The organism is Streptomyces sp. f51, assembly GCF_037940415.1.
In the GTDB taxonomy this organism is placed as follows: Bacteria; Actinomycetota; Actinomycetes; order Streptomycetales; family Streptomycetaceae; genus Streptomyces.
In genome coordinates this window covers 3980170-3999084 of the sequence record NZ_CP149798.1, presented here as the reverse complement: position 1 = coordinate 3999084, position 18915 = coordinate 3980170, and the positions used below count along the sequence as shown (strand labels likewise).

General features: G+C 70.5%; 14 protein-coding genes. 8 read left to right on the top strand and 6 right to left on the bottom strand.

Annotated features, from left to right (window positions below; all coding sequences use genetic code 11):
* Positions 1–1299, bottom strand: coding sequence for a TadA family conjugal transfer-associated ATPase (locus tag WJM95_RS17485; protein WP_339135645.1), 1299 nt, complete (start codon positions 1297–1299; stop codon positions 1–3).
* 392 nt (positions 1300–1691) lie between these two features.
* On the bottom strand, positions 1692–2786 hold the full coding sequence (gene ssd, locus WJM95_RS17480) for a septum site-determining protein Ssd (protein ID WP_339130650.1): 1095 nt from the start codon (positions 2784–2786) through the stop codon (positions 1692–1694).
* 572 nt (positions 2787–3358) lie between these two features.
* On the opposite strand from ssd, the gene WJM95_RS17475 reads away from it, so the two are divergent.
* Entirely contained in the window at positions 3359–4192 is an 834-nt protein-coding gene (locus WJM95_RS17475; RefSeq protein ID WP_339130649.1) for an HAD family hydrolase, read from the top strand.
* 367 nt (positions 4193–4559) lie between these two features.
* Here WJM95_RS17475 and WJM95_RS17470 read toward each other — a convergent pair whose 3' ends face one another.
* On the bottom strand, positions 4560–5384 hold the full coding sequence (locus tag WJM95_RS17470) for an oxidoreductase (protein ID WP_339130648.1): 825 nt from the start codon (positions 5382–5384) through the stop codon (positions 4560–4562).
* Between the two features lie 101 nt (positions 5385–5485).
* On the opposite strand from WJM95_RS17470, the gene WJM95_RS17465 reads away from it, so the two are divergent.
* Positions 5486–6466: an ATP-binding protein gene (locus tag WJM95_RS17465; protein WP_339130647.1), complete on the top strand. Its 981-nt coding sequence runs from the start codon at positions 5486–5488 to the stop codon at positions 6464–6466.
* Between the two features lie 106 nt (positions 6467–6572).
* On the opposite strand, the gene WJM95_RS17460 is transcribed toward WJM95_RS17465, so the two are convergent.
* Positions 6573–7847, bottom strand: a complete 1275-nt coding sequence (locus WJM95_RS17460) for a hypothetical protein (RefSeq protein ID WP_339130646.1) — start codon at positions 7845–7847, stop codon at positions 6573–6575.
* A gap of 344 nt (positions 7848–8191) precedes the next feature.
* Here WJM95_RS17460 and WJM95_RS17455 point away from each other — a divergent pair, with 344 nt between their 5' ends.
* The 6 genes from WJM95_RS17455 (at position 8192) to WJM95_RS17430 (ending at position 16755) form a co-directional block, all read left to right on the top strand.
* On the top strand, positions 8192–10576 hold the full coding sequence (locus WJM95_RS17455) for a SulP family inorganic anion transporter (RefSeq protein ID WP_339130645.1): 2385 nt from the start codon (positions 8192–8194) through the stop codon (positions 10574–10576).
* Positions 10577–11014: 438 nt separating this feature from the next.
* Complete coding sequence (acs, locus tag WJM95_RS17450; protein ID WP_339130644.1) at positions 11015–13015, top strand: acetate--CoA ligase; 2001 nt, start codon at positions 11015–11017, stop codon at positions 13013–13015.
* A 522-nt stretch (positions 13016–13537) separates the two neighbouring features.
* Positions 13538–14947, top strand: coding sequence for a Na+/H+ antiporter NhaA (gene nhaA, locus WJM95_RS17445; RefSeq protein ID WP_339135643.1), 1410 nt, complete (start codon positions 13538–13540; stop codon positions 14945–14947).
* Between the two features lie 43 nt (positions 14948–14990).
* Positions 14991–15467 (top strand): phage holin family protein, encoded by a 477-nt coding sequence (locus WJM95_RS17440; RefSeq protein ID WP_339130643.1) that lies wholly within the window; start codon positions 14991–14993, stop codon positions 15465–15467.
* The gene (locus tag WJM95_RS17435; protein WP_339130642.1) at positions 15464–16414 is read left to right on the top strand and encodes an alpha/beta hydrolase; all 951 of its coding nucleotides are present in this window, start codon (positions 15464–15466) and stop codon (positions 16412–16414) included. The genes WJM95_RS17440 and WJM95_RS17435 overlap by 4 nt, the downstream gene beginning before the upstream one ends.
* A 161-nt stretch (positions 16415–16575) precedes the next feature.
* The gene (locus tag WJM95_RS17430) at positions 16576–16755 is read left to right on the top strand and encodes a hypothetical protein (RefSeq protein WP_339130641.1); all 180 of its coding nucleotides are present in this window, start codon (positions 16576–16578) and stop codon (positions 16753–16755) included.
* A 228-nt stretch (positions 16756–16983) separates the two neighbouring features.
* Here WJM95_RS17430 and WJM95_RS17425 read toward each other — a convergent pair whose 3' ends face one another.
* On the bottom strand, positions 16984–18183 hold the full coding sequence (locus WJM95_RS17425) for a MarP family serine protease (protein ID WP_339130640.1): 1200 nt from the start codon (positions 18181–18183) through the stop codon (positions 16984–16986).
* A gap of 13 nt (positions 18184–18196) precedes the next feature.
* Positions 18197–18907 (bottom strand): CoA pyrophosphatase, encoded by a 711-nt coding sequence (locus WJM95_RS17420; protein WP_339130639.1) that lies wholly within the window; start codon positions 18905–18907, stop codon positions 18197–18199.
* Positions 18908–18915 lie beyond the last annotated feature (8 nt).

The following is an 18915-nucleotide window of genomic DNA, read 5'->3' as shown; positions in this document are numbered from 1 at the left end:
TCACCGATCCTCATCCCGCTCCCCGTCCGCATCCCGTTGTCCGGGCCCTGCCGGCGACCCGGCATCCATCACCTCGGAGGGTCCCCTCGCACTCCAGCGGTCCCGGCGGACTTCCTCCGACGCCGGCCCGACCGGCCCTCGACACCCGCTGACCTCGATCCCCCGGCTTCCCTCCCGCAGGAGTTCCTGGAGCCGCTCCCACCCCCGCTCGTACGCGAAGGCGTCCTCGCCCCACCGCAGTGCCGGCACCGTGACCACCAGTCCCGACGGATCGCGTTCCAGCACGTGCACTTCGGCGATCCGGCGCCGTCCGGTCCGGTCCCGAACGAGGTGCAGGACCACGGACAGCGCCGCCGCCAGTTGGCTGTGCAGCGCGGCCCTGTCCAGCCCGGCCGCGGTGCCCAGGGCCTCGAGCCGGGCCGGTACCTGTGCAGCCGCGTTGGCGTGAAGAGTCCCCGAGCCGCCTTCGTGTCCCGTGTTCAGTGCGGCCAGCAGGGAGACGACCTCGGGGCCGCGCACCTCGCCGACCACCAGTCGGTCCGGTCTCATCCGCAGGGCCTGCCGGACGAGATCCTGGAGCGAGACGAGACCGACGCCCTCCTGATTGGCGGGCCGTCCTTCCAGGCGCACCACATGGGGATGGTCGGGTCGCAGCTCGGCCGAGTCCTCGGCGAGCACGATCCGTTCCCCGGGACCCGCCAGTCCCAGCAGCGCGCTCAGCAGGGTCGTCTTGCCTGAGCCCGTGCCGCCGCTGATGAGGAACGACAGCCGGGCGTCGAGCAGGGCCCTGAGCACCCGGTCCCCTCCGGGTGGCACCGTGCCCGCCGCCACCAGTTCGTCGAGGGTGAACGCGCGTGGCCTGACGACACGCAGGGACAGGCAGGTGGAGCCGACGGCGACGGGTGGCAGCACCGCGTGCAGACGGGTTCCGTCCGGCAGTCTGGCGTCCACCCAGGGGCGGGCGTCGTCGAGCCGTCGGCCGGCGACCGCCGCGAGGCGCTGCGCGAGACGTCGTACGGCCGCCGCGTCCGGGAAGGACACCGAGGTCAGTTCCAGGCCGCCCCCGCGGTCCACCCAGACCCGGTCGGGCGCCGACACGAGGACGTCCGTCACCGAAGGGTCGGCGAGGAGTGGTTCCAGTGGGCCGCTGCCGACCAGCTCGGAGCGCAACCGCTCGGCCGCGCCGAGGACTTCGGCGTCCCCGAGCACCCGCCCCTGCTCGCGCAGCGCTTGTGCCACGCGCGCGGGGGTCGGTTCGGCTCCGCTCTCGGCCAGCCACTGCCGCACACCGTCCAGCAGCTCCGCGCCTCCGTACGGATCGCCCCTGTGCCCGTCCCACGCCTCGGTTTCCGCTGGAACGAAGCCGGCCGGGCCGCCCCGGGCTTGCTGGCGCCGGGAGAAGTGGGTCCACGCTTCGTCCGGCTCACCGACCCGCCCGGACGGATGTCGCCCGGGACGGTCCCGGGTGTCCGCCGGCCCGCGCGGAGCATGCTCGGGCTCGTCCGTGGTGTCCTTCGGCCCGGACCCAGCACGCTCGGGTCCGTCCCGGGTGTCCGTCCGCACCGGTGAACGGCCCACGTATCGGCCCATCTGTCGCCCCGGATATCGGCCCGTGCGGGTGATGCGATGCCCGGGGCCGGATCGTCCGTCGATTTCCGCGCCGTGATCCGTGGCTCCACTCGTGTTCCAGCTCATACGCCCCCTCCTTCGACCGGAACCCGCTCCCAGAAGGCCCCGCAGAACCGGGACAGTGGCCCCTTCGCCGCACTCCCCGGTGGTGGCCCGCCGTCCAACGGGAAGGAGTCCTCGGGCAGTTCGCCCACCAGGGGCAGATCGAGGAGGCGGGCGACCTCGCGGCCGTCGAGACCGGGCGCGCAGGGCCCGCGGACCACGATGCGCAAGTCGCGCAGGACCATGCCGACCACGGACGCCACCCGCCCGGCCGCCGCGATGGAGCGCAGGTCGGCGGGGACCACCAACAGCCCCATGTCGAGCTGGGCGAGGATCTCTGCGACCCCCTCGTCGATGCGGCGGGGCAGGTCGACCACCACCGCGCCTCCGCGCCGTCTGGCGGCGGCCAGCACCGCGCGCACGGCTTGCGGGGGAACGGTGACCGTGTCGCTCCGGTCCCAGCTCAGCACCCGCAGAGCGTGCAGTTGGGGCAGGGACTCCTCCAGGGCCCCTCCGCCGACCCTGCCGCGCGATGCCGCGAACGCCGGCCAGCGCAGTCCCTCGGCCGCCTCTCCGCCCAGGAGTACGTCGAGTCCGCCACCGAGGGGGTCGGCGTCCACGAGCAGGGTGCGCTTTCCCTCACGTGCCGAGGTGACGGCGAGCGCGCAGGCCAGCGTGGAGGCACCGGCCCCGCCTCGGCCGCCGATCACGCCGACGGTGAGGGCGGGCCGTCCGACTCCTTCGGCCACGTCGGCGATGCGGTCGACGAGCCATTGCTCGCCGTCCGGCAGCACCAGGACGTGATCGGCGCCGATCTCGACGGCACGCCGCCAGACTCCGGGATCGTCCTGGTCCCGGCCGACCAGGACCACTCCCCTTCTCCGCAGTGCGCCCCGGACGCGCCGTGCGGCGTCGTCGCCGACCAGGACGAGAGGTGCCGCCTCCCAGCTTCCCCGGCGTTCCGGAATCCCGTGGTGGACCTCCGGCCGGGCGCCCGCCGCGGCGCACAGACGCAAAAGGTCGTCGAGGAGGTCGACGTCCTCGGTGACGATCAACGGTCCGCCCTGCCGCCCCTCGGCGGTGGGCGGCCTGTCATGGGTGATGGCTCCTGCCACGATCTCCAGCCCCCTTCGCTGCTTCCTGCGCGGGGCCCTCCGGGACCCCGTGATTCACGCTCGTGCGAAGAGCCGGCAAGCGGCCTCCATAGGAACGGCCGATACGAACCGGCCAAACGCGTCCGACAAACGGAACCCGGCCATGAACTGGCCGCGAACGGAGCGCGTGAGAATCACGGTGCAGCGATCCTGGAAATCGTGTGGATCTTGGTCGAAAACTGTGGACAACGCCGTGGCTGTGAATATCGCCTTCACGCATACCGGTGAACGCTCAACGGCTTCCGCAGAGCACTCCGACGACTACATACAGTGACGGATCATGGGCGCGCGAAGAACTCGGCCAGAACAGTGCCGTGGAGGCTTCGGGGTCGCGCAGAAGCGGAGAAAACCCATCCGGACATGCGACGACCCCCGCCGGGGGGGAGAGCGGGGGTCGTCCCCACGGCCGACTCGGGGGGGGAGGAGTCGGACCGGGTTAGCACGGTCGCGAACGATCCGTGACTTCCATGGTGTACCCGAGAGCCTTCTCAGGCAAACCCACGCGCCTCACCTTACGCCGAATGGTGGGCCCTATGCTCAACCTCGTGGAAAACCACTCCTTGCCTCGTACAGCGGCCTTCTTCGACCTGGACAAGACGGTCATTGCGAAGTCGAGCACGCTCACCTTCAGCAAGTCGTTCTACCAAGGCGGACTGATCAACCGCAGGGCCGCCTTGCGCACCGCGTACATCCAGTTCGTGTTCCTGGCGGGCGGCGCCGACCACGATCAGATGGAGCGGATGCGCAAGTACCTGTCCTCGATGTGCCGCGGCTGGAACGTCCAGCAGGTCAAGGAGATCGTCGCGGAGACACTGCACGACCTCATCGACCCGATCATCTACGACGAGGCCGCCTCGCTCATCGAGCAGCACCACAAGGCCGGCCGGGACGTAGTGATCGTGTCCACGTCCGGCGCCGAGGTTGTGGAACCCATCGGTGACCTGCTCGGCGCCGACCGGGTCGTGGCGACCCGCATGGTCGTCGGCGAGGACGGCTGCTTCACCGGAGAGGTGGAGTACTACGCGTACGGGCCGACCAAGGCCGAGGCGATCAAGGAGTTGGCCGCGTCCGAGGGGTACGACCTGGCCCGCTGTTACGCCTACAGCGATTCGGCGACCGATCTGCCGATGCTGGAGTCCGTCGGACACCCGCACGCGGTGAATCCGGACCGCGCGCTGCGCCGCGAGGCGGTCGCCCGCGCATGGCCGATCCTGGACTTCCACCGTCCGGTCCGGCTCAAGCAGCGGCTGCCCGCCCTGTCCGTGCCCCCTCGCCCCGCTCTCGTCGCGGCGGCCGCCATAGGGGCGGCGGCGGCCACGGCCGGGCTCGTCTGGTACGCCAGCCGCCGACGCGCGGCGGCGGTTTGAGACGTCACGCGCGTGGGGTGATTCCAATGAAGTCCATTTATCACCCTTTTGAACCTAAAAGTAAAGAAGTGTGGTGAGGGGTTTCGCTTCCTCCGGACCTGGAGTACAAAGGGTTTAACGGCCCGCGAGACCAAGGACATCCGCGAGGATCACCTTCAAACGCAATAAGGCCCCACGGACCGAGCATGAACATCGAGCACCCACGCGACGTCGACCCGTCGATTACGGGCCAGCCGCACCAGGTGACGGGCAGAAGATCCCGACCTGATGGGCACTATCTCGAGGACGCTTGGTACCCCGGTGAACATGCCAGCGGCGGTACGAGAACTCGTACCGCCGCAACCCTTTTCCAGGCGATCCGCGTCCGCTAGGCGGCGCCGCGCTGTAGCGCTTCACAGACCGCGGCGGACTCCCTCGCGCCCAGTTCGACGGCCCGGCCGCAGTGCGCGATCCAGGCGGCCATGCCGTCCGGGGTGCCGGAGACGTAGCCGTCCAGTGCCGCGAGGTAGGCCGCACGGCCCTGTTCCGCGTGCCCGACCTCGGCCGGGCAGATGGACTTCGGGTCGAGGCCACTGCCGATCAGGACAATGCGCTCGGCGGCACGCGCGACCAGCCCGTTGTGCGAGGCGAAGGGGCGCAGGGCGATCAGTTCGCCGTGGACGACGGCCGCCGTGACCAGAGCCGGGGCCGACCCGCCCGCGATGATCAGCTGGGACAGGCCTTCCAGACGGCCGGCGACCTCGTCCGCGTCCGGCAGCGGCAGTTCCACCAGCGGCTCGTCGGCGGTCTCCCCCTCCCGCCTCGGACGGCCCACCGCGTCGCCGCGGTCGGCCGCCGCCACCAGGTGGAGCCGCGCCAGCACGCGCAGGGGCGACTGCCGCCAGATGGACAGGAGCTGGCCCGCCTCGGCGGTCAGCCGCAGGGCGGCGCCGACCGTCCGGTCCTCCTCGCCCGCGCTGAAGTCGGTGCGCCGGCGGACTTCTTCGAGGGCCCAGTCGGCGCCGGACAGCGCCGCGGAACCACGGGCCCCGCGCAGCGCCGCCTCGGACGTGATCTCGTTGCTGCGCCGCCGCATGATCCGGTGTCCGTAGACCCGGTCCACCGCCTTGCGCACGGACTCCACGGAATCGGCCACCCCCGGAAGGGAACCGAGGGCCGCGAGCGGATCGGCGGCCGCACCTGTCGTACTCATGAGTACGACATTACGCACCCCGGGCACCCACCCCACGAAGGAGTGGTCTTCTTCACGCGGCGCGAGCACGTGGAGCGACGATCGCACTACCCTTGGTGAACATGAAAATTGCTTTCGTCGGGAAGGGCGGCAGCGGCAAGACCACCTTGTCCTCGCTCTTCATCCGCCACCTCGCCGCCTCGGGGACACCCGTCGTCGCCGTCGACGCCGACATCAACCAGCATCTGGGGGCCGCGCTCGGGCTCGAAGAGACGGAGGCCGCGGCGCTCCCCGCGATGGGCGAGCGGCTGCCGCTCATCAAGGACTACCTGCGCGGCTCCAACCCTCGCATCGCGTCCGCCGAGACGATGATCAAGACGACCCCGCCCGGGGAAGGCTCCCGTCTAATGCGGGTCGGTGAGACGAATCCGGTCTACGACGCCTGCGCCCGGCCGGTGGAACTCGACGGCGGCGTCATCCGTTTGATGGTCACCGGCCCGTTCACCGAGGCCGACGTGGGGGTGGCTTGCTACCACTCCAAGACCGGTGCTGTGGAGCTCTGCCTGAACCATCTCGTCGACGGCCGGAGCGAGTACGTCGTCGTCGACATGACGGCGGGCTCGGATTCCTTCGCGTCCGGCTTGTTCACCCGCTTCGACATCACCTTCCTCGTCGCCGAACCGACCCGGAAGGGAGTCTCCGTCTACCGCCAGTACAAGGAGTACGCCCGCGACTTCGGCATCACCCTGAAGGTCGTCGGCAACAAGGTGCAGAACGAGGACGACATCGACTTCCTGCGCGCGGAGGTGGGTGACGACCTCCTGGTCACGGTCGGGCACTCGGACTGGGTACGGGCCATGGAGAAGGGCCGCCCGCCCCGCTTCGACACCCTGGAGGGGGCCAACCGGCGCTCGCTGCACGCCTTGCGGGCCGCCGCCGACGCCACGTACGAACTGCGCGACTGGGAGCGGTACACGCGCCAGATGGTGCAGTTCCATCTGAAGAACGCCGCCGGCTGGGGCAACGCGAAAACCGGGGCGGACCTCGCCGAACAGATCGACCCCGGTTTCGTACTCGGCGAAAGCCCGATGGCCACCGCCTGAGGGACCGCCCGCCGGGACGCCGACCGGCAGCGGCGCTTCGGGCCGAGCGCGGAACGCCCCGAAGTGCCGCCGGTCGCCCGGGCGGAAGCGCCGCCCGGCGCCAGAGCTACGGCTTGACCGCCGGAGCCCCGGGGACACCCTTAGGGGCCGGGGCGGGGCGGTGGCCGGCGAGGAAGGACGCCCAGCCCTGCTTCGGCGCCTCCCCGACCTGAAGGCCGCGGAGCCTGCCGAGGACGGCCGGGTCCTGGGCGTCGAGCCAGTCGGCCAGCTGCCGGAAGGAGACACAGCGCACCTCGGCCTTGGTGCACACACGCTCCACGACCTGGTCGACGGCACGCATATAGGTGCCACCGTTCCAGGACTCGAAGTGGTTGCCGATGATCAGCGGAGCACGGTTGCCGTCGTAGGCACGGTCGAAGCCCTTCAGCAGCCCGTCACGCATCTGGTCTCCCCACAACTGCCGCTTGGCCGGGTCGCCCTGCGTCCGCGTGCCCGACTGGTCGACCATGAAGTTGTAGTCCATGGTCAGCTGCTCGTGGGAGTGTCCGGGGAAGGGAACGAGCTGCATCGACAGGTCCCACAGCCCCTCCTTCCTCGTCGGCCAGACCTGGTCGCCGACCCCGCTGGTGTCGTAGCGGAAGCCCAGCTCGCGCGCCGCCTTCATGAAGTTCTCCCGGCCCTCCAGACAGGGAGTGCGGGCTCCGATCAGCTCCCTGTCGTAGTCGAAGGGCAGCGGCGCCGAGTCCTTCAGGCCCGCGTTGGTCCTCCAGGACTTCACGAACGACTTCGCCTGGGCGATCTCGCTCTTCCAGTCCGCGACCGACCACTGGCCGACCCCGGCCTCCGCGCCGCAGAAGTGGCCGTTGAAATGGGTGCCGATCTCGTTGCCCTCGAGCCACGCACCGCGCAGCTGCTCCACGGTGTCCTCGATGCCCTGCTCGTCGTTGAAGCCGATCTCCGAGCTGCCCGGCGAGTGCTGAGGCGGCCGGTACAGGTCACGCTTGCTCTCCGGCAGCAAGTACACGCCGCTCAGGAAGTACGTCATGGTCGCCCTGTTGGCCTTGGAGAGCCTCCTGAAGTGGGAGAAGAGCTTCTGGCCGTCCTCGCCTGATCCGTCCCAGGAGAAGACCACGAACTGCGGTGGCCTCCGACCGGGCTTCAGCCGTTCGGGCCGGGGCAGGTGCGGCTGCGCTCCGGTGTACGACGTGGAGCCGTCGCCGATCAGGCGGACCGCGGCCCTCGGAGCCGGAGCCCCCGCCGCCTTCTTGGTGCCGCGCTCACCCTGCCGGGGAACCGAGCCGCCGTCCGCGCAGCCGGCGAGCGCCGTGGCGCAGGCAGCGGCGATTGCCATTCCCGCGGCGATCCTCTGGGTGGCAACCATGTTCCGCCCTCCTTCTCTCGGTCGGGCAGTGCCGGTCATGACGCCGGCGCGATGTCGCTGAGATGCGCGGCTGCGCACCGACAACGCCGCCAAGGTTTCACGGGACCAAGAACAAAAAAGTACGACAAGCCGACTAAAAGGCCACATCACTCCAGAGAGTGAATCGATGCCCTATTTGCCCCTATTTTCGACATCAAGCCTTTACTCTGCATTACGATCCGTTTACCGAGCGTTGAAAATCCCGCCGCTGTACGCCGTGACCCACGGCCGCGACCCGCCCCCCGCCACCACGGACGGGGGATCACCTGTTCCGCGACCGCGCTGCCCCGGAGGAGACGGGAACCATGTCTGCCTGCGTCCCCACCCGCGCCACCGACCCGACTCGGCCCGCGCAGGTACACCAGCCCCACAGCCCCCCGCCGACCCCGCCCCGACGCTTCCGCGTGGCGGGCGCCGATCTGTCCGCCTCGATCGCGGTCTTCCTCATCGCCCTCCCCCTGTCCCTCGGCATCGCCCTCGCCACCGGCGCTCCGCTCCAGGCCGGCCTTGTCGCCGCCGCCGCGGGCGGACTGGTCGCGGGACGGATCGGCGGATCACCGCTCCAGGTGAGCGGACCCGCGGCCGGGCTCACCGTCGTCACGGCCGAGCTCATCCAGCACTACGGCTGGCGCGCGACCTGCGCCATCACCGTGCTCGCCGGAATCGCGCAACTCGGCCTCGGCTGCCTGCGCGTGGCCCGCACGGCCCTGGCCGTCAGCCCCGCCATCGTGCACGGCATGCTCGCCGGAATCGGGGTGACCATCGCCGTCGCCCAGCTGCACATCGTGCTGGGAGGCATCCCGCAGAGCTCCGTCCTGGACAACCTCGTCGCACTGCCGGACCAGGTGGCCCGTATGCACGCGGCGGCGGTGTCGATGAGTGTGCTGACCCTGGTGCTGCTGTTCGCCTGGCCGCGCCTGCCCGGACGGACCGGGCAGATGCTGCGCAAGGTCCCGGCCGCCCTGGTCGCCGTCGCCGGAGCCACCCTGACCGCCTCTCTCGCCGGACTCACACTGCCGAGGGTCGAACTGCCCTCCTGGAGCAGCCACGCGCTGGCCGGGCTGCCCGAGGGCCCGGTGCTCGGCGTCGCCGCCGCCGTCCTCACCGTGACGCTGGTGTGCAGCGTGCAGTCGCTGCTCGGGGCGGTCGCCGTGGACAAGCTCGTGAGCGGCCGTCCGGAACTCCAGGGGCGGGTCGGCCGTTCCCGCCTCGACCGGGAACTGCTCGGCCAGGGCGCCGCCAACGTCGTCTCCGGCGCGCTCGGCGGACTGCCCGTCGCCGGGGTCGCCGTCCGAAGTTCCGCGAACGTGCGAGCAGGTGCCGTCAGCCGGAACTCCACGATCCTGCACGGCGTTTTCGTAGTGATTGCCGCGCTGCTGATGGTCCCGATCCTGGAGCTGATCCCCCTCGCATCGCTCGCCGCCCTGGTGATGGCCGTCGGCATCCAGATGGTGTCCCTGCACCACATCCGCACGGTCACCCGCCACCGCGAAATGCTGGTGTACGTCGTCACCACGCTCGGCGTCGTCTTCCTCGGAGTCCTCGAAGGCGTGGCCCTCGGGGTCGCCGTGGCCGTCGGTGTCGCCCTGCACCGCCTCGGCCGCACCCGCATCACGCACGAAGAGAAGGAAGGAGTCCATCACGTCCACGTACGAGGCCAGTTGACGTTCCTCGCGGTGCCCCGGCTCAGCCGCACCCTGCACCTGGTGCCCCGGGGGGCGGACGCCGTCGTGCAGTTGGACGGCTCGTTCATGGATCACGCCGCGTACGAGTCGCTCCAGGACTGGCAGAGCGTCCATGTCGCCCAAGGCGGCACGGTCGATCTCGGCGGAAGAAAGGGAACACGGATCGCCGAGCCCGTGGACTCCGGACACTGCCGCTGCCGGCCCTGGACACCCTGGCGGAACCACCAGTGCGACGCCGCCGCGGAAACGGGGACCCCGCCGACCAACGCATCGTCGGACCGACAGGAGGAGACCATCGAGGCCAGACCGAGCGGACATCAACTGGCGCGCGGGATCAGCGCGTTCCAGAGAAATACCGCACCCCTGGTGCGCGACGAACTGGCCCGGCTGGCCAGGGAAGGCCAACGGCCGTCCCAGCTGTTCCTGACCTGCGCCGACTCCCGGCTCGTCACCTCGATGATCACATCCAGTGGTCCGGGCGATCTCTTCGTCGTACGGAACGTCGGCAACCTCGTGCCGCTGCCCGGAGAGGAGAGCGGGGACGACTCGGTGGCGGCCGCCATCGAGTACGCGGTGGACGTATTGAAGGTGCGGTCCATCACGGTGTGCGGGCACTCCGGATGCGGGGCCATGCAGGCGCTGCTGGCGTCCGAGCCCGGAGGAGCGCTCACGCCGCTCAAGCGGTGGCTGCGGCACGGGCAGCCGAGCCTGGACCGGATGGCCGCGGACGACAGACCGTGGGCGCGGATCGCCGGACGCGCGCCGGCCGACGCGGTGGAGCAGCTCTGCCTGACCAATGTGGTGCAGCAACTCGAGCACCTGCGGGCCCATGAGTCCGTGGCGCGGGCCCTGCGGGAGGGCGCGGTCGAGCTGCAAGGCATGTACTTCCACGTCGGGGAGGCCCAGGCGTATCTGCTGGCCGAGGCCGACGGGGCCGAACTGTTCGATCACGTAGGCGCGTTCGATCATGCGGGCGCGGTCGAGGAGCTGCGGCATCCCGCGTGATCGGGCGGTGGTGCGCGGCCCTGGTCGGCGGGGCCGCGCACCACGTACGACGTCCGCTGCCGAGGCTCCGCCGGCGGAGGCCTCGGTCCCACCGCTGCCGTAGCGCCCTCCGCGTCGGAGCTTCGGTCCCACCGCTGCCGTAGCGCCCTCCGCGTCGGAGCTTCGGTCCCACCACTGCCGCAAGGCCTCCGCGTCGGAGGTTCGGCCCTGGACCCGCCCTCGGACCCGGGCTCACCGGAGTGAACCCGGTGGCCTGTCCGTACGTGCCACAAGAGGGCGGCCTCGTGCGAAGGCATGTGGTCGCGTGAAGGGTGGAGGGGGTGTGTCACGGGGTACGGAGATGCCGCGTGGGCCGTGAACGGGATCGCGGCGACCCAGGCATAGGTCTAAACCAATTTCGGGTCGGGCCTTGTCACCGGGGCCCCGGTCTGATGAGCTGTGGCCTGGGACACAACGGACACCCTGGGAAAGGGAGATGTCGTGAGCAACGAAAGCCTGGCCAACCTGCTGAAGGAAGAGCGCAGGTTCGCGCCGCCCGCCGACCTGGCGGCGAACGCCAATGTCACCGCGGAGGCGTATGAGCAGGCCAAGGCTGACAGGCTCGGCTTCTGGGCCGAGCAGGCCCGTCGGCTGACCTGGGCCACCGAGCCGACCGAGACACTGGACTGGTCCAACCCGCCGTTCGCGAAGTGGTTCGCCGACGGCAAGCTGAACGTCGCGTACAACTGCGTGGACCGGCACGTCGAGGCTGGGAACGGCGACCGCGTCGCCATCCACTTCGAGGGCGAGCCCGGCGACAGCCGGGCCATCACCTACGCCGAGCTCAAGGACGAGGTGTCGAAGGCCGCGAACGCCCTCACCGAGCTCGGTGTCGGCAAGGGCGACCGGGTGGCCGTCTACCTGCCGATGATCCCCGAGGCCGTCGTCGCGATGCTGGCCTGTGCCCGTATCGGCGCCGCGCACTCGGTCGTCTTCGGCGGGTTCTCCGCCGAGGCGATCGCCACCCGCATCCAGGACGCCGACGCCAAACTGGTCATCACCGCCGACGGCGGCTACCGGCGCGGGAAGCCGTCCGCGCTCAAGCCCGCCGTAGACGAAGCGGTGAGCCGGGTCGACGGCGTCGACAAGGTGCTCGTGGTGCGCCGCACCGGCGAGGACGTCGCCTGGACCGAGGGCCGCGACGTGTGGTGGCACGACATCGTCGGACGGCAGTCGGCCGAGCACACCCCGGAGGCGTTCGAGGCCGAGCACCCGCTGTTCATCCTCTACACCTCCGGGACCACCGGGAAGCCGAAGGGCATCCTGCACACCTCGGGCGGGTACCTCACGCAGGCCTCGTACACCCACCACGCGGTCTTCGACCTCAAGCCGGAGACGGACGTGTACTGGTGCACGGCCGACATCGGCTGGGTCACCGGGCACTCCTACATCACGTACGGGCCGCTCTCGAACGGCGCGACGCAGGTCATGTACGAGGGGACCCCGGACACCCCCCACCAGGGCCGGTTCTGGGAGATCGTGCAGAAGTACGGGGTGACGATCCTGTACACGGCGCCCACGGCCATCCGTACGTTCATGAAGTGGGGCGACGACATCCCCGCGAAGTTCGACCTGTCCTCGCTGCGGGTGCTGGGGTCGGTCGGCGAGCCGATCAACCCCGAGGCGTGGATCTGGTACCGCAAGCACATCGGCGGGGACCGTACGCCGATCGTCGACACCTGGTGGCAGACCGAGACCGGCGCGATGATGATCTCGCCGCTGCCCGGGGTCACCGAGACCAAGCCGGGCTCGGCGCAGCGGGCGCTGCCCGGCATCTCGGCGACCGTGGTCGACGACGAGGCGAACGAGGTGCCCGACGGCGGGGGCGGCTACCTCGTGCTCACCGAGCCGTGGCCGTCCATGCTCCGCACGATCTGGGGTGACGACCAGCGGTTCCTCGACACGTACTGGTCCCGTTTCGAGGGCAAGTACTTCGCCGGGGACGGCGCCAAGAAGGACGACGACGGCGATGTCTGGCTGCTCGGGCGCGTCGACGACGTGATGCTCGTGTCCGGGCACAACATCTCGACGACCGAGGTCGAGTCGGCGCTCGTCTCCCACCCGTCGGTCGCCGAGGCGGCGGTCGTGGGTGCGGCGGACGAGACCACGGGGCAGGCGATCGTCGCCTTCGTCATCCTGCGCGGGACGGCTTCCGCCGAGGACGAAGGACTGGTCGCGGCGCTGCGCAACCACGTCGGCACCACGCTCGGTCCGATCGCCAAGCCCCAGCGGGTCCTGCCCGTGGCCGAGCTGCCGAAGACCCGGTCCGGGAAGATCATGCGCCGCCTGCTGCGGGACGTGGCCGAGAACCGCGAGCTCGGTGACGTCACGACGCTCACCGACTCCACGGTGATGGACCTGATCCAGGCGAAGCTGCCGGCCGCGCCCAGCGAGGACTGAGGCGGGCCCACCCCGCCGGCCCGGCCCTGAGGGGTGCGGGAGCACATCCACCGTGCTCCCGCACCCCTCACGCGCGCCCGCACCCCTCACGCACACCCGTAACCCCCACGCACGCCCGCGCCCTCCGGGCACACCCGCACCCCTCACGCACACCCGCACCCCTCAGGGCCGGGCCAGCACCCTCACGCCCGCCCGCGCCCTCCGGGCACACCCGCGCCCCTGACGCGCTCCCGCACCCCTCAGGCACGCGTGCACGCCCATGCGCGTCCGCACCCCTCCGCGCGGCCCCATGGACGCCCGACCGGGTACCCGTAGGCCCAATCCCCCTGGGCCGACCCCCCGTCGGCCCAACCAACAGGCCCCCCGGTCCCTCCAGCCGTACGGTGAAGATCCCCCACCGAACCGGCCGCATCGTGGGTAAGGTAAGCAAAGCGTCAAAGACGCGACAAGATCGTTCATGGTGTGCCGGGAAGTCTGGTCGGCGAGTACTCCGCCCTGCCTGCCCGACCGGAGGTCCTCACCGTGGCCACGCCCCCCAGCAACAGCAGCAGCACCACTCCGCGCAAGTTCCTGGGCCTGTTGTCCCTGCCCGAGCGGAACTTCGTGGCGGACGCGCTGCGCACCGAGACCGTGGGCGGAGTCCTGCTGCTGATCGCGGCGGTCGCGGCACTGATCTGGGCGAACACGCTGCCGCACAGCTACGAGACCGTCTCGCACTACCACTTCGGACCGGCCGCTCTCGGGCTCGATCTGTCCGTGGAGCACTGGGCGGCCGACGGACTGCTCGCGATCTTCTTCTTCGTCGCCGGCATCGAGCTGAAGCGCGAGCTGGTGGCCGGGGACCTGCGGGACCCGAAGGCCGCGGTGCTGCCCGTGGCCGCGGCGGTCTGCGGCATGGCGGTTCCCGCGGTCGTCTACGTCCTGACCAACGTCCTCGGCCACGGCTCGCTGGAGGGCTGGGCCGTCCCGACGGCCACCGACATCGCCTTCGCGCTCGCCGTGCTCGCCGTCATCGGGACGTCGCTGCCGTCCGCCCTGCGCGCCTTCCTGCTCACCCTCGCCGTCGTCGACGACCTGTTCGCGATCCTGATCATCGCGGTCTTCTTCACGGACTCCATCAACCTGGCGGCCCTCGCCGGGGCCTTCGTGGGGCTCGGCGTGTTCTGGCTGCTGCTGCGCAAGGGCGTACACGGCTGGTACGTGTACGTCCCGCTCGCGCTGGTGATCTGGGCCCTGATGTACAACAGCGGCATCCACGCCACCATCGCCGGTGTCGCCATGGGCCTCATGCTGCGCTGCCATCCCCACGAGGGCGAGGAACACTCCCCCGGTGAGCACATCGAGCATCTGGTGCGCCCGGTGTCCGCGGGCCTCGCCGTGCCGCTGTTCGCCCTGTTCAGCGCCGGAGTCGCGATCTCCGGCGGTGCGATCCACGATGTGTTCACCCGACCCGAGACGCTCGGTGTGGTGCTCGGGCTCGTCGTCGGCAAGGCGGTCGGCATCTTCGGCGGTACGTGGCTGACGGCGCGGTTCACCCGGGCCTCGCTCAGCGACGAGCTGGAATGGGCCGACGTCGTCGCCGTCGCCACCCTCGCCGGCATCGGCTTCACCGTCTCGCTGCTCATCGGCGAGCTCGCCTTCGAGGGCAACACGAGCCTGACCGACGAGACCAAGGCCGCCGTGCTGATCGGCTCGTTCATCGCGGCCGTGCTCGCCACGGTCCTGCTGAAGATACGCAACTCCAAGTACCGCTCGCTGTGCGAGGACGAGGAACGCGACGAGGACCTCGACGGCATCCCCGACATCTACGAGCAGGACAAGCCCGCGTACCACCTGCGCATGGCCGCGATCCACGAGCGGAAGGCCGCTGAGCACCGCAGGATTGCCGAAGTGGCGGGTGGGGCAAGCGAGGGTGACGACGGTCCGGCATGATCTGACAGGACCGTACAAACACATGCAGAAGAGGGAGATCGCGATGACCGCACCCGACGGGACCCCGGTCGGCGCCGAACGCAGCATCGGCCAGCTGGTCGCCGCGGCGACGACCGAGATGTCCGCGCTGGTGCACGACGAGATCGCGCTGGCGAAGGCTCAGCTCAAGCAGGACGTCAAGCGCGGTGCTGTCAGCGGCGGCGCGTTCTCGGCGGCCGGCGCGGTCCTGATCTTCTCCCTGCCCATGCTCAGCTTCGCCCTCACCTACGGCATCCGGACCTGGAGCCACTGGAATCTCGCGATCTGCTTCCTGCTTGCGTTCGCGGCGAACGTGCTGGTCGCGGCGGTGCTCGCGCTGATCGGCGTGATCTTCGCGAAGAAGGCCAAGAAGAGCAAGGGCCCGCAGAAGGTGGCCGCGTCCATGAAGGAGACGGCGGGTGTCCTTCAGAACGCCAAGCCGCACCCCCGGCCCGAACCGGTCGAGGACGCCGTCGCGGCTGTGGCACGCTCGTCCTCATGACGGACCCCGCCACACCATCGGCGCAACCCACCTCGGTCGTACGGATCGACCTTCCCGGCGGCCGGAAGGTCACGCACAGGGACGTGGCCGCCAACGGCGCCCGCTTCCACATCGCCGAGCTCGGCGACGGGCCGCTCGTCCTGCTGCTGCACGGCTTCCCGCAGTTCTGGTGGGCCTGGCGCCACCAGCTCGTCGCGCTCGCCGACGCCGGGTTCCGGGCCGTCGCCATGGACCTGCGCGGTGTCGGAGGCAGCGACCGCACCCCGCGCGGTTACGACCCCGCCAATCTCGCGCTCGACATCACCGGGGTCGTGCGCTCCCTCGGCGAACCCGACGCGGCGCTCGTCGGGCACGACCTCGGCGGCTATCTGGCGTGGACGGCGGCGGCCATGCGGCCCAAGCTCGTCCGCCGGCTCGCGGTGTCGTCCATGCCGCATCCGCGCCGCTGGCGTTCCGCGATGCTCTCCGACGTCAGGCAGACGACGGCGGGCTCGTACATCTGGGGGTTCCAGCGTCCCTGGATCCCCGAGCGCCAACTCCTCGCCGACGACGCCTCCCTGGTGGGCCGTCTGGTGCGCGACTGGTCGGGCCCGCGGCAGCCGGACGAGGACACCCTGGAGACGTACCGCCGGGCCATGAGCATCCCCTCGACCGCGCACTGCTCCATCGAGCCGTACCGGTGGATGGTGCGGTCCATGGCGCGCCCCGACGGCATCCAGTTCAACCGGCGCATGAAGCGGCCGGTGCGGGTGCCGACGCTGCATCTGCACGGCTCACTCGATCCGGTGATGCGGACGCGGAGCGCGGCGGGCTCCGGGGAGTACGTCGAAGCTCCGTACCGCTGGCGGCTGTTCGACGGGCTCGGCCACTTCCCGCACGAAGAGGATCCGGTCGCCTTCTCCACCGAACTGATCAACTGGCTGAAGGATCCGGAACCCGATCGGTGACACCCGGTCACTCTTGCGCGGCCACCCGAAAGCGCCCGGTGTGACGCCCGCGACGCGGACCGTGAACACCTGTCCTACGAACGGCCACTTGCCTCGCGCATAGGCCAATTGAAGGGCCGGGGCGAGGTTATCGACCTTGGGGCAGGGGCAGACGTCGGGGTATGGGCTGGACGCACGACTACAGTGACGTAGCACGCAATCGCCGCTCGGCAACGGGTCTGAGCTCTCGTCAGGGGGGCGCCCGGCAATGGTCGGGTACGGATCCGCGTGTGGGGATTCCGCACATTCTGCGGCGCCGGGCCCGCTGGGTCTCCGTACGGCTGCGCCATCCACGCGGCTGAGGCACGGCCCAGGCGCGGCTGAGGCCCCACCACACGCCATCGACACCGGGATCCCGCCCGCACCCCACCGACGCGGCCGGGGTCCCGTCCGACACTCTCCGACGTGACCGGAATCCCGTCCGGCGTCGCCCGACGCGGCCGGGTCGCCGCCCGCACCCCGCGTCTCCCGAAGCGGCTCGGGGTTTCGCGTCCGGCACCCTCCGACGCGGCGGAGATCCCGCCCTCCCGTCAGAGCGCGCAGCTGTCGCTGTCGACCTGCTGGTCGGCCGTACGCCCCTTGGCGATGTCCTGCCGGACCTCGTCCGCGGTGAGCGCGTAGCCGGTCTCGGCGTCGTCGAGCGACTTGGCGAACACCACGCCGTACACCTTGCCCTCGGGTGTCAGCAGCGGTCCGCCCGAGTTGCCCTGACGGACCGTCGCGTACAGCGAGTAGACATCGCGGCGCACCGTCTTGCGGTGGTAGATGTCGGGACCATTGGCCGTGATGCGGCCGCGCACGCGCGCGGGCTGGATGTTGTACGAGCCGTTCTGCGGGAACCCGGCGACGATCGCGCTGTCGCCGCTGGTCGCGTCCGCGGCGCTGAACCGCAGCGCCGGCGCCTTGAGGTCGGGCACGTCGAGTACGGCGATGTCGCGCTCCCAGTCGTAGAGGACGACCGTGGCGTCGTACTTCTTGCCCCGGCCGCCTATCTGGACGGTGGGCTGGTCGACCCCGCCGACGACGTGCGCGTTGGTCATCACGCGGCGGTCGCTGAAGACGAAACCGGTGCCTTCGAGGACCTTGCCGCAGCTCTGGGCGGTGCCCATGACCTTGACGATGGAGTTCTGGGAGCGGGTGGCGACGGGGCTCGCGGCGAGCTGGGGGTCGGGCGGCTGGACCTCGGTGATGGGCTCGTTGGCGAACGGGCTGAACACCTGCGGGAAGCCGTTCTGCGCCAGGACCGAGGAGAAGTCGGCGAACCAGGTGTTGGCCTGGTTGGGCAGCGCGCGGGAAACCCCGAGCAGCACCTTGGAGTTGCGGACCTCCTTGCCGAGCGTCGGCAATGTGGTGCCGGCCAGGGCGGAGCCGATCAGCCAGGCGACGAGCAGCATCGCCACGACGTTCACCAGGGCGCCGCCGGTCGCGTCCAGGGCTCTGGCCGGGGACCATGTGATGTACCGGCGCAGCTTGTTGCCGAGGTGGGTGGTGAGGGCCTGGCCCACGGAGGCGCAGACGATCACGACGACCACGGCGACGACGGCCGCGGTCGTGCTCACCTTGCTGTCGTCGGTCGTCCAGCTCCAGACGACCGGCAGGAGATAGACGGCGACGAGGCCGCCACCCAGGAAGCCGATCACCGACAGGATGCCGACGACGAAGCCCTGGCGGTAGCCGACGATCGCGAACCACACGGCGGCGACCAGCAACAGGATGTCCAGCACATTCACGAAGGTCACCTTGTCACGCGCGCCAGTCGAGTGGGACCTGCTTGTCGCGGTCCCACGGGCGCTCCCAGCCCGCGAAGTGCAGGATCTTGTCGATCACCCCGGCCGTGAAGCCCCAGACCAGGGCCGATTCGACCAGAAATGCCGGACCTCGGAAACCGCTGGGGTGCACGGTGGTCGCACGGTTGGCCGGGTCCGTGAGATCTGCCACGGGGACGGTGAAGACCCGGGCCGTCTCGCCGGGGTCGACGACGCCGACGGGTGTCGGGCGGCGCCACCAGCCGAGGACCGGGGTGACGACGAAACGGCTGACCGGGATGTAGAGCTTGGGCAGCACGCCGAAGAGCTGGACGCCGCTCGGGTCGAGGCCGGTCTCCTCCTCGGCCTCGCGCAGGGCTGCGTTCAGCGGCCCGTCGGTGGCCGGGTCGCCGTCCTCGGGATCGAGGGCGCCGCCGGGGAAGGACGGCTGTCCGGCGTGGGATCTGAGGGTCCCCGCCCGTTCCATGAGCAGCAGTTCGGGGCCGCGCGCGCCCTCGCCGAAGAGGATGAGCACGGCGGACTGTCGGCCCGTGCCGTTGGCCGGCGGCAGGAAGCGGCTCAGCTGGAGCGGTTCCACGGTCTCGGCGACCTGCGCGACCGGGCCCAGCCAGCCCGGCAGTCCGTCCTTGCTGAGCACCGGACCACCCTGCGTGTTGCTCGCGTCCTGTGTGTCGCCTGCGTGCTTCATCGCCACCC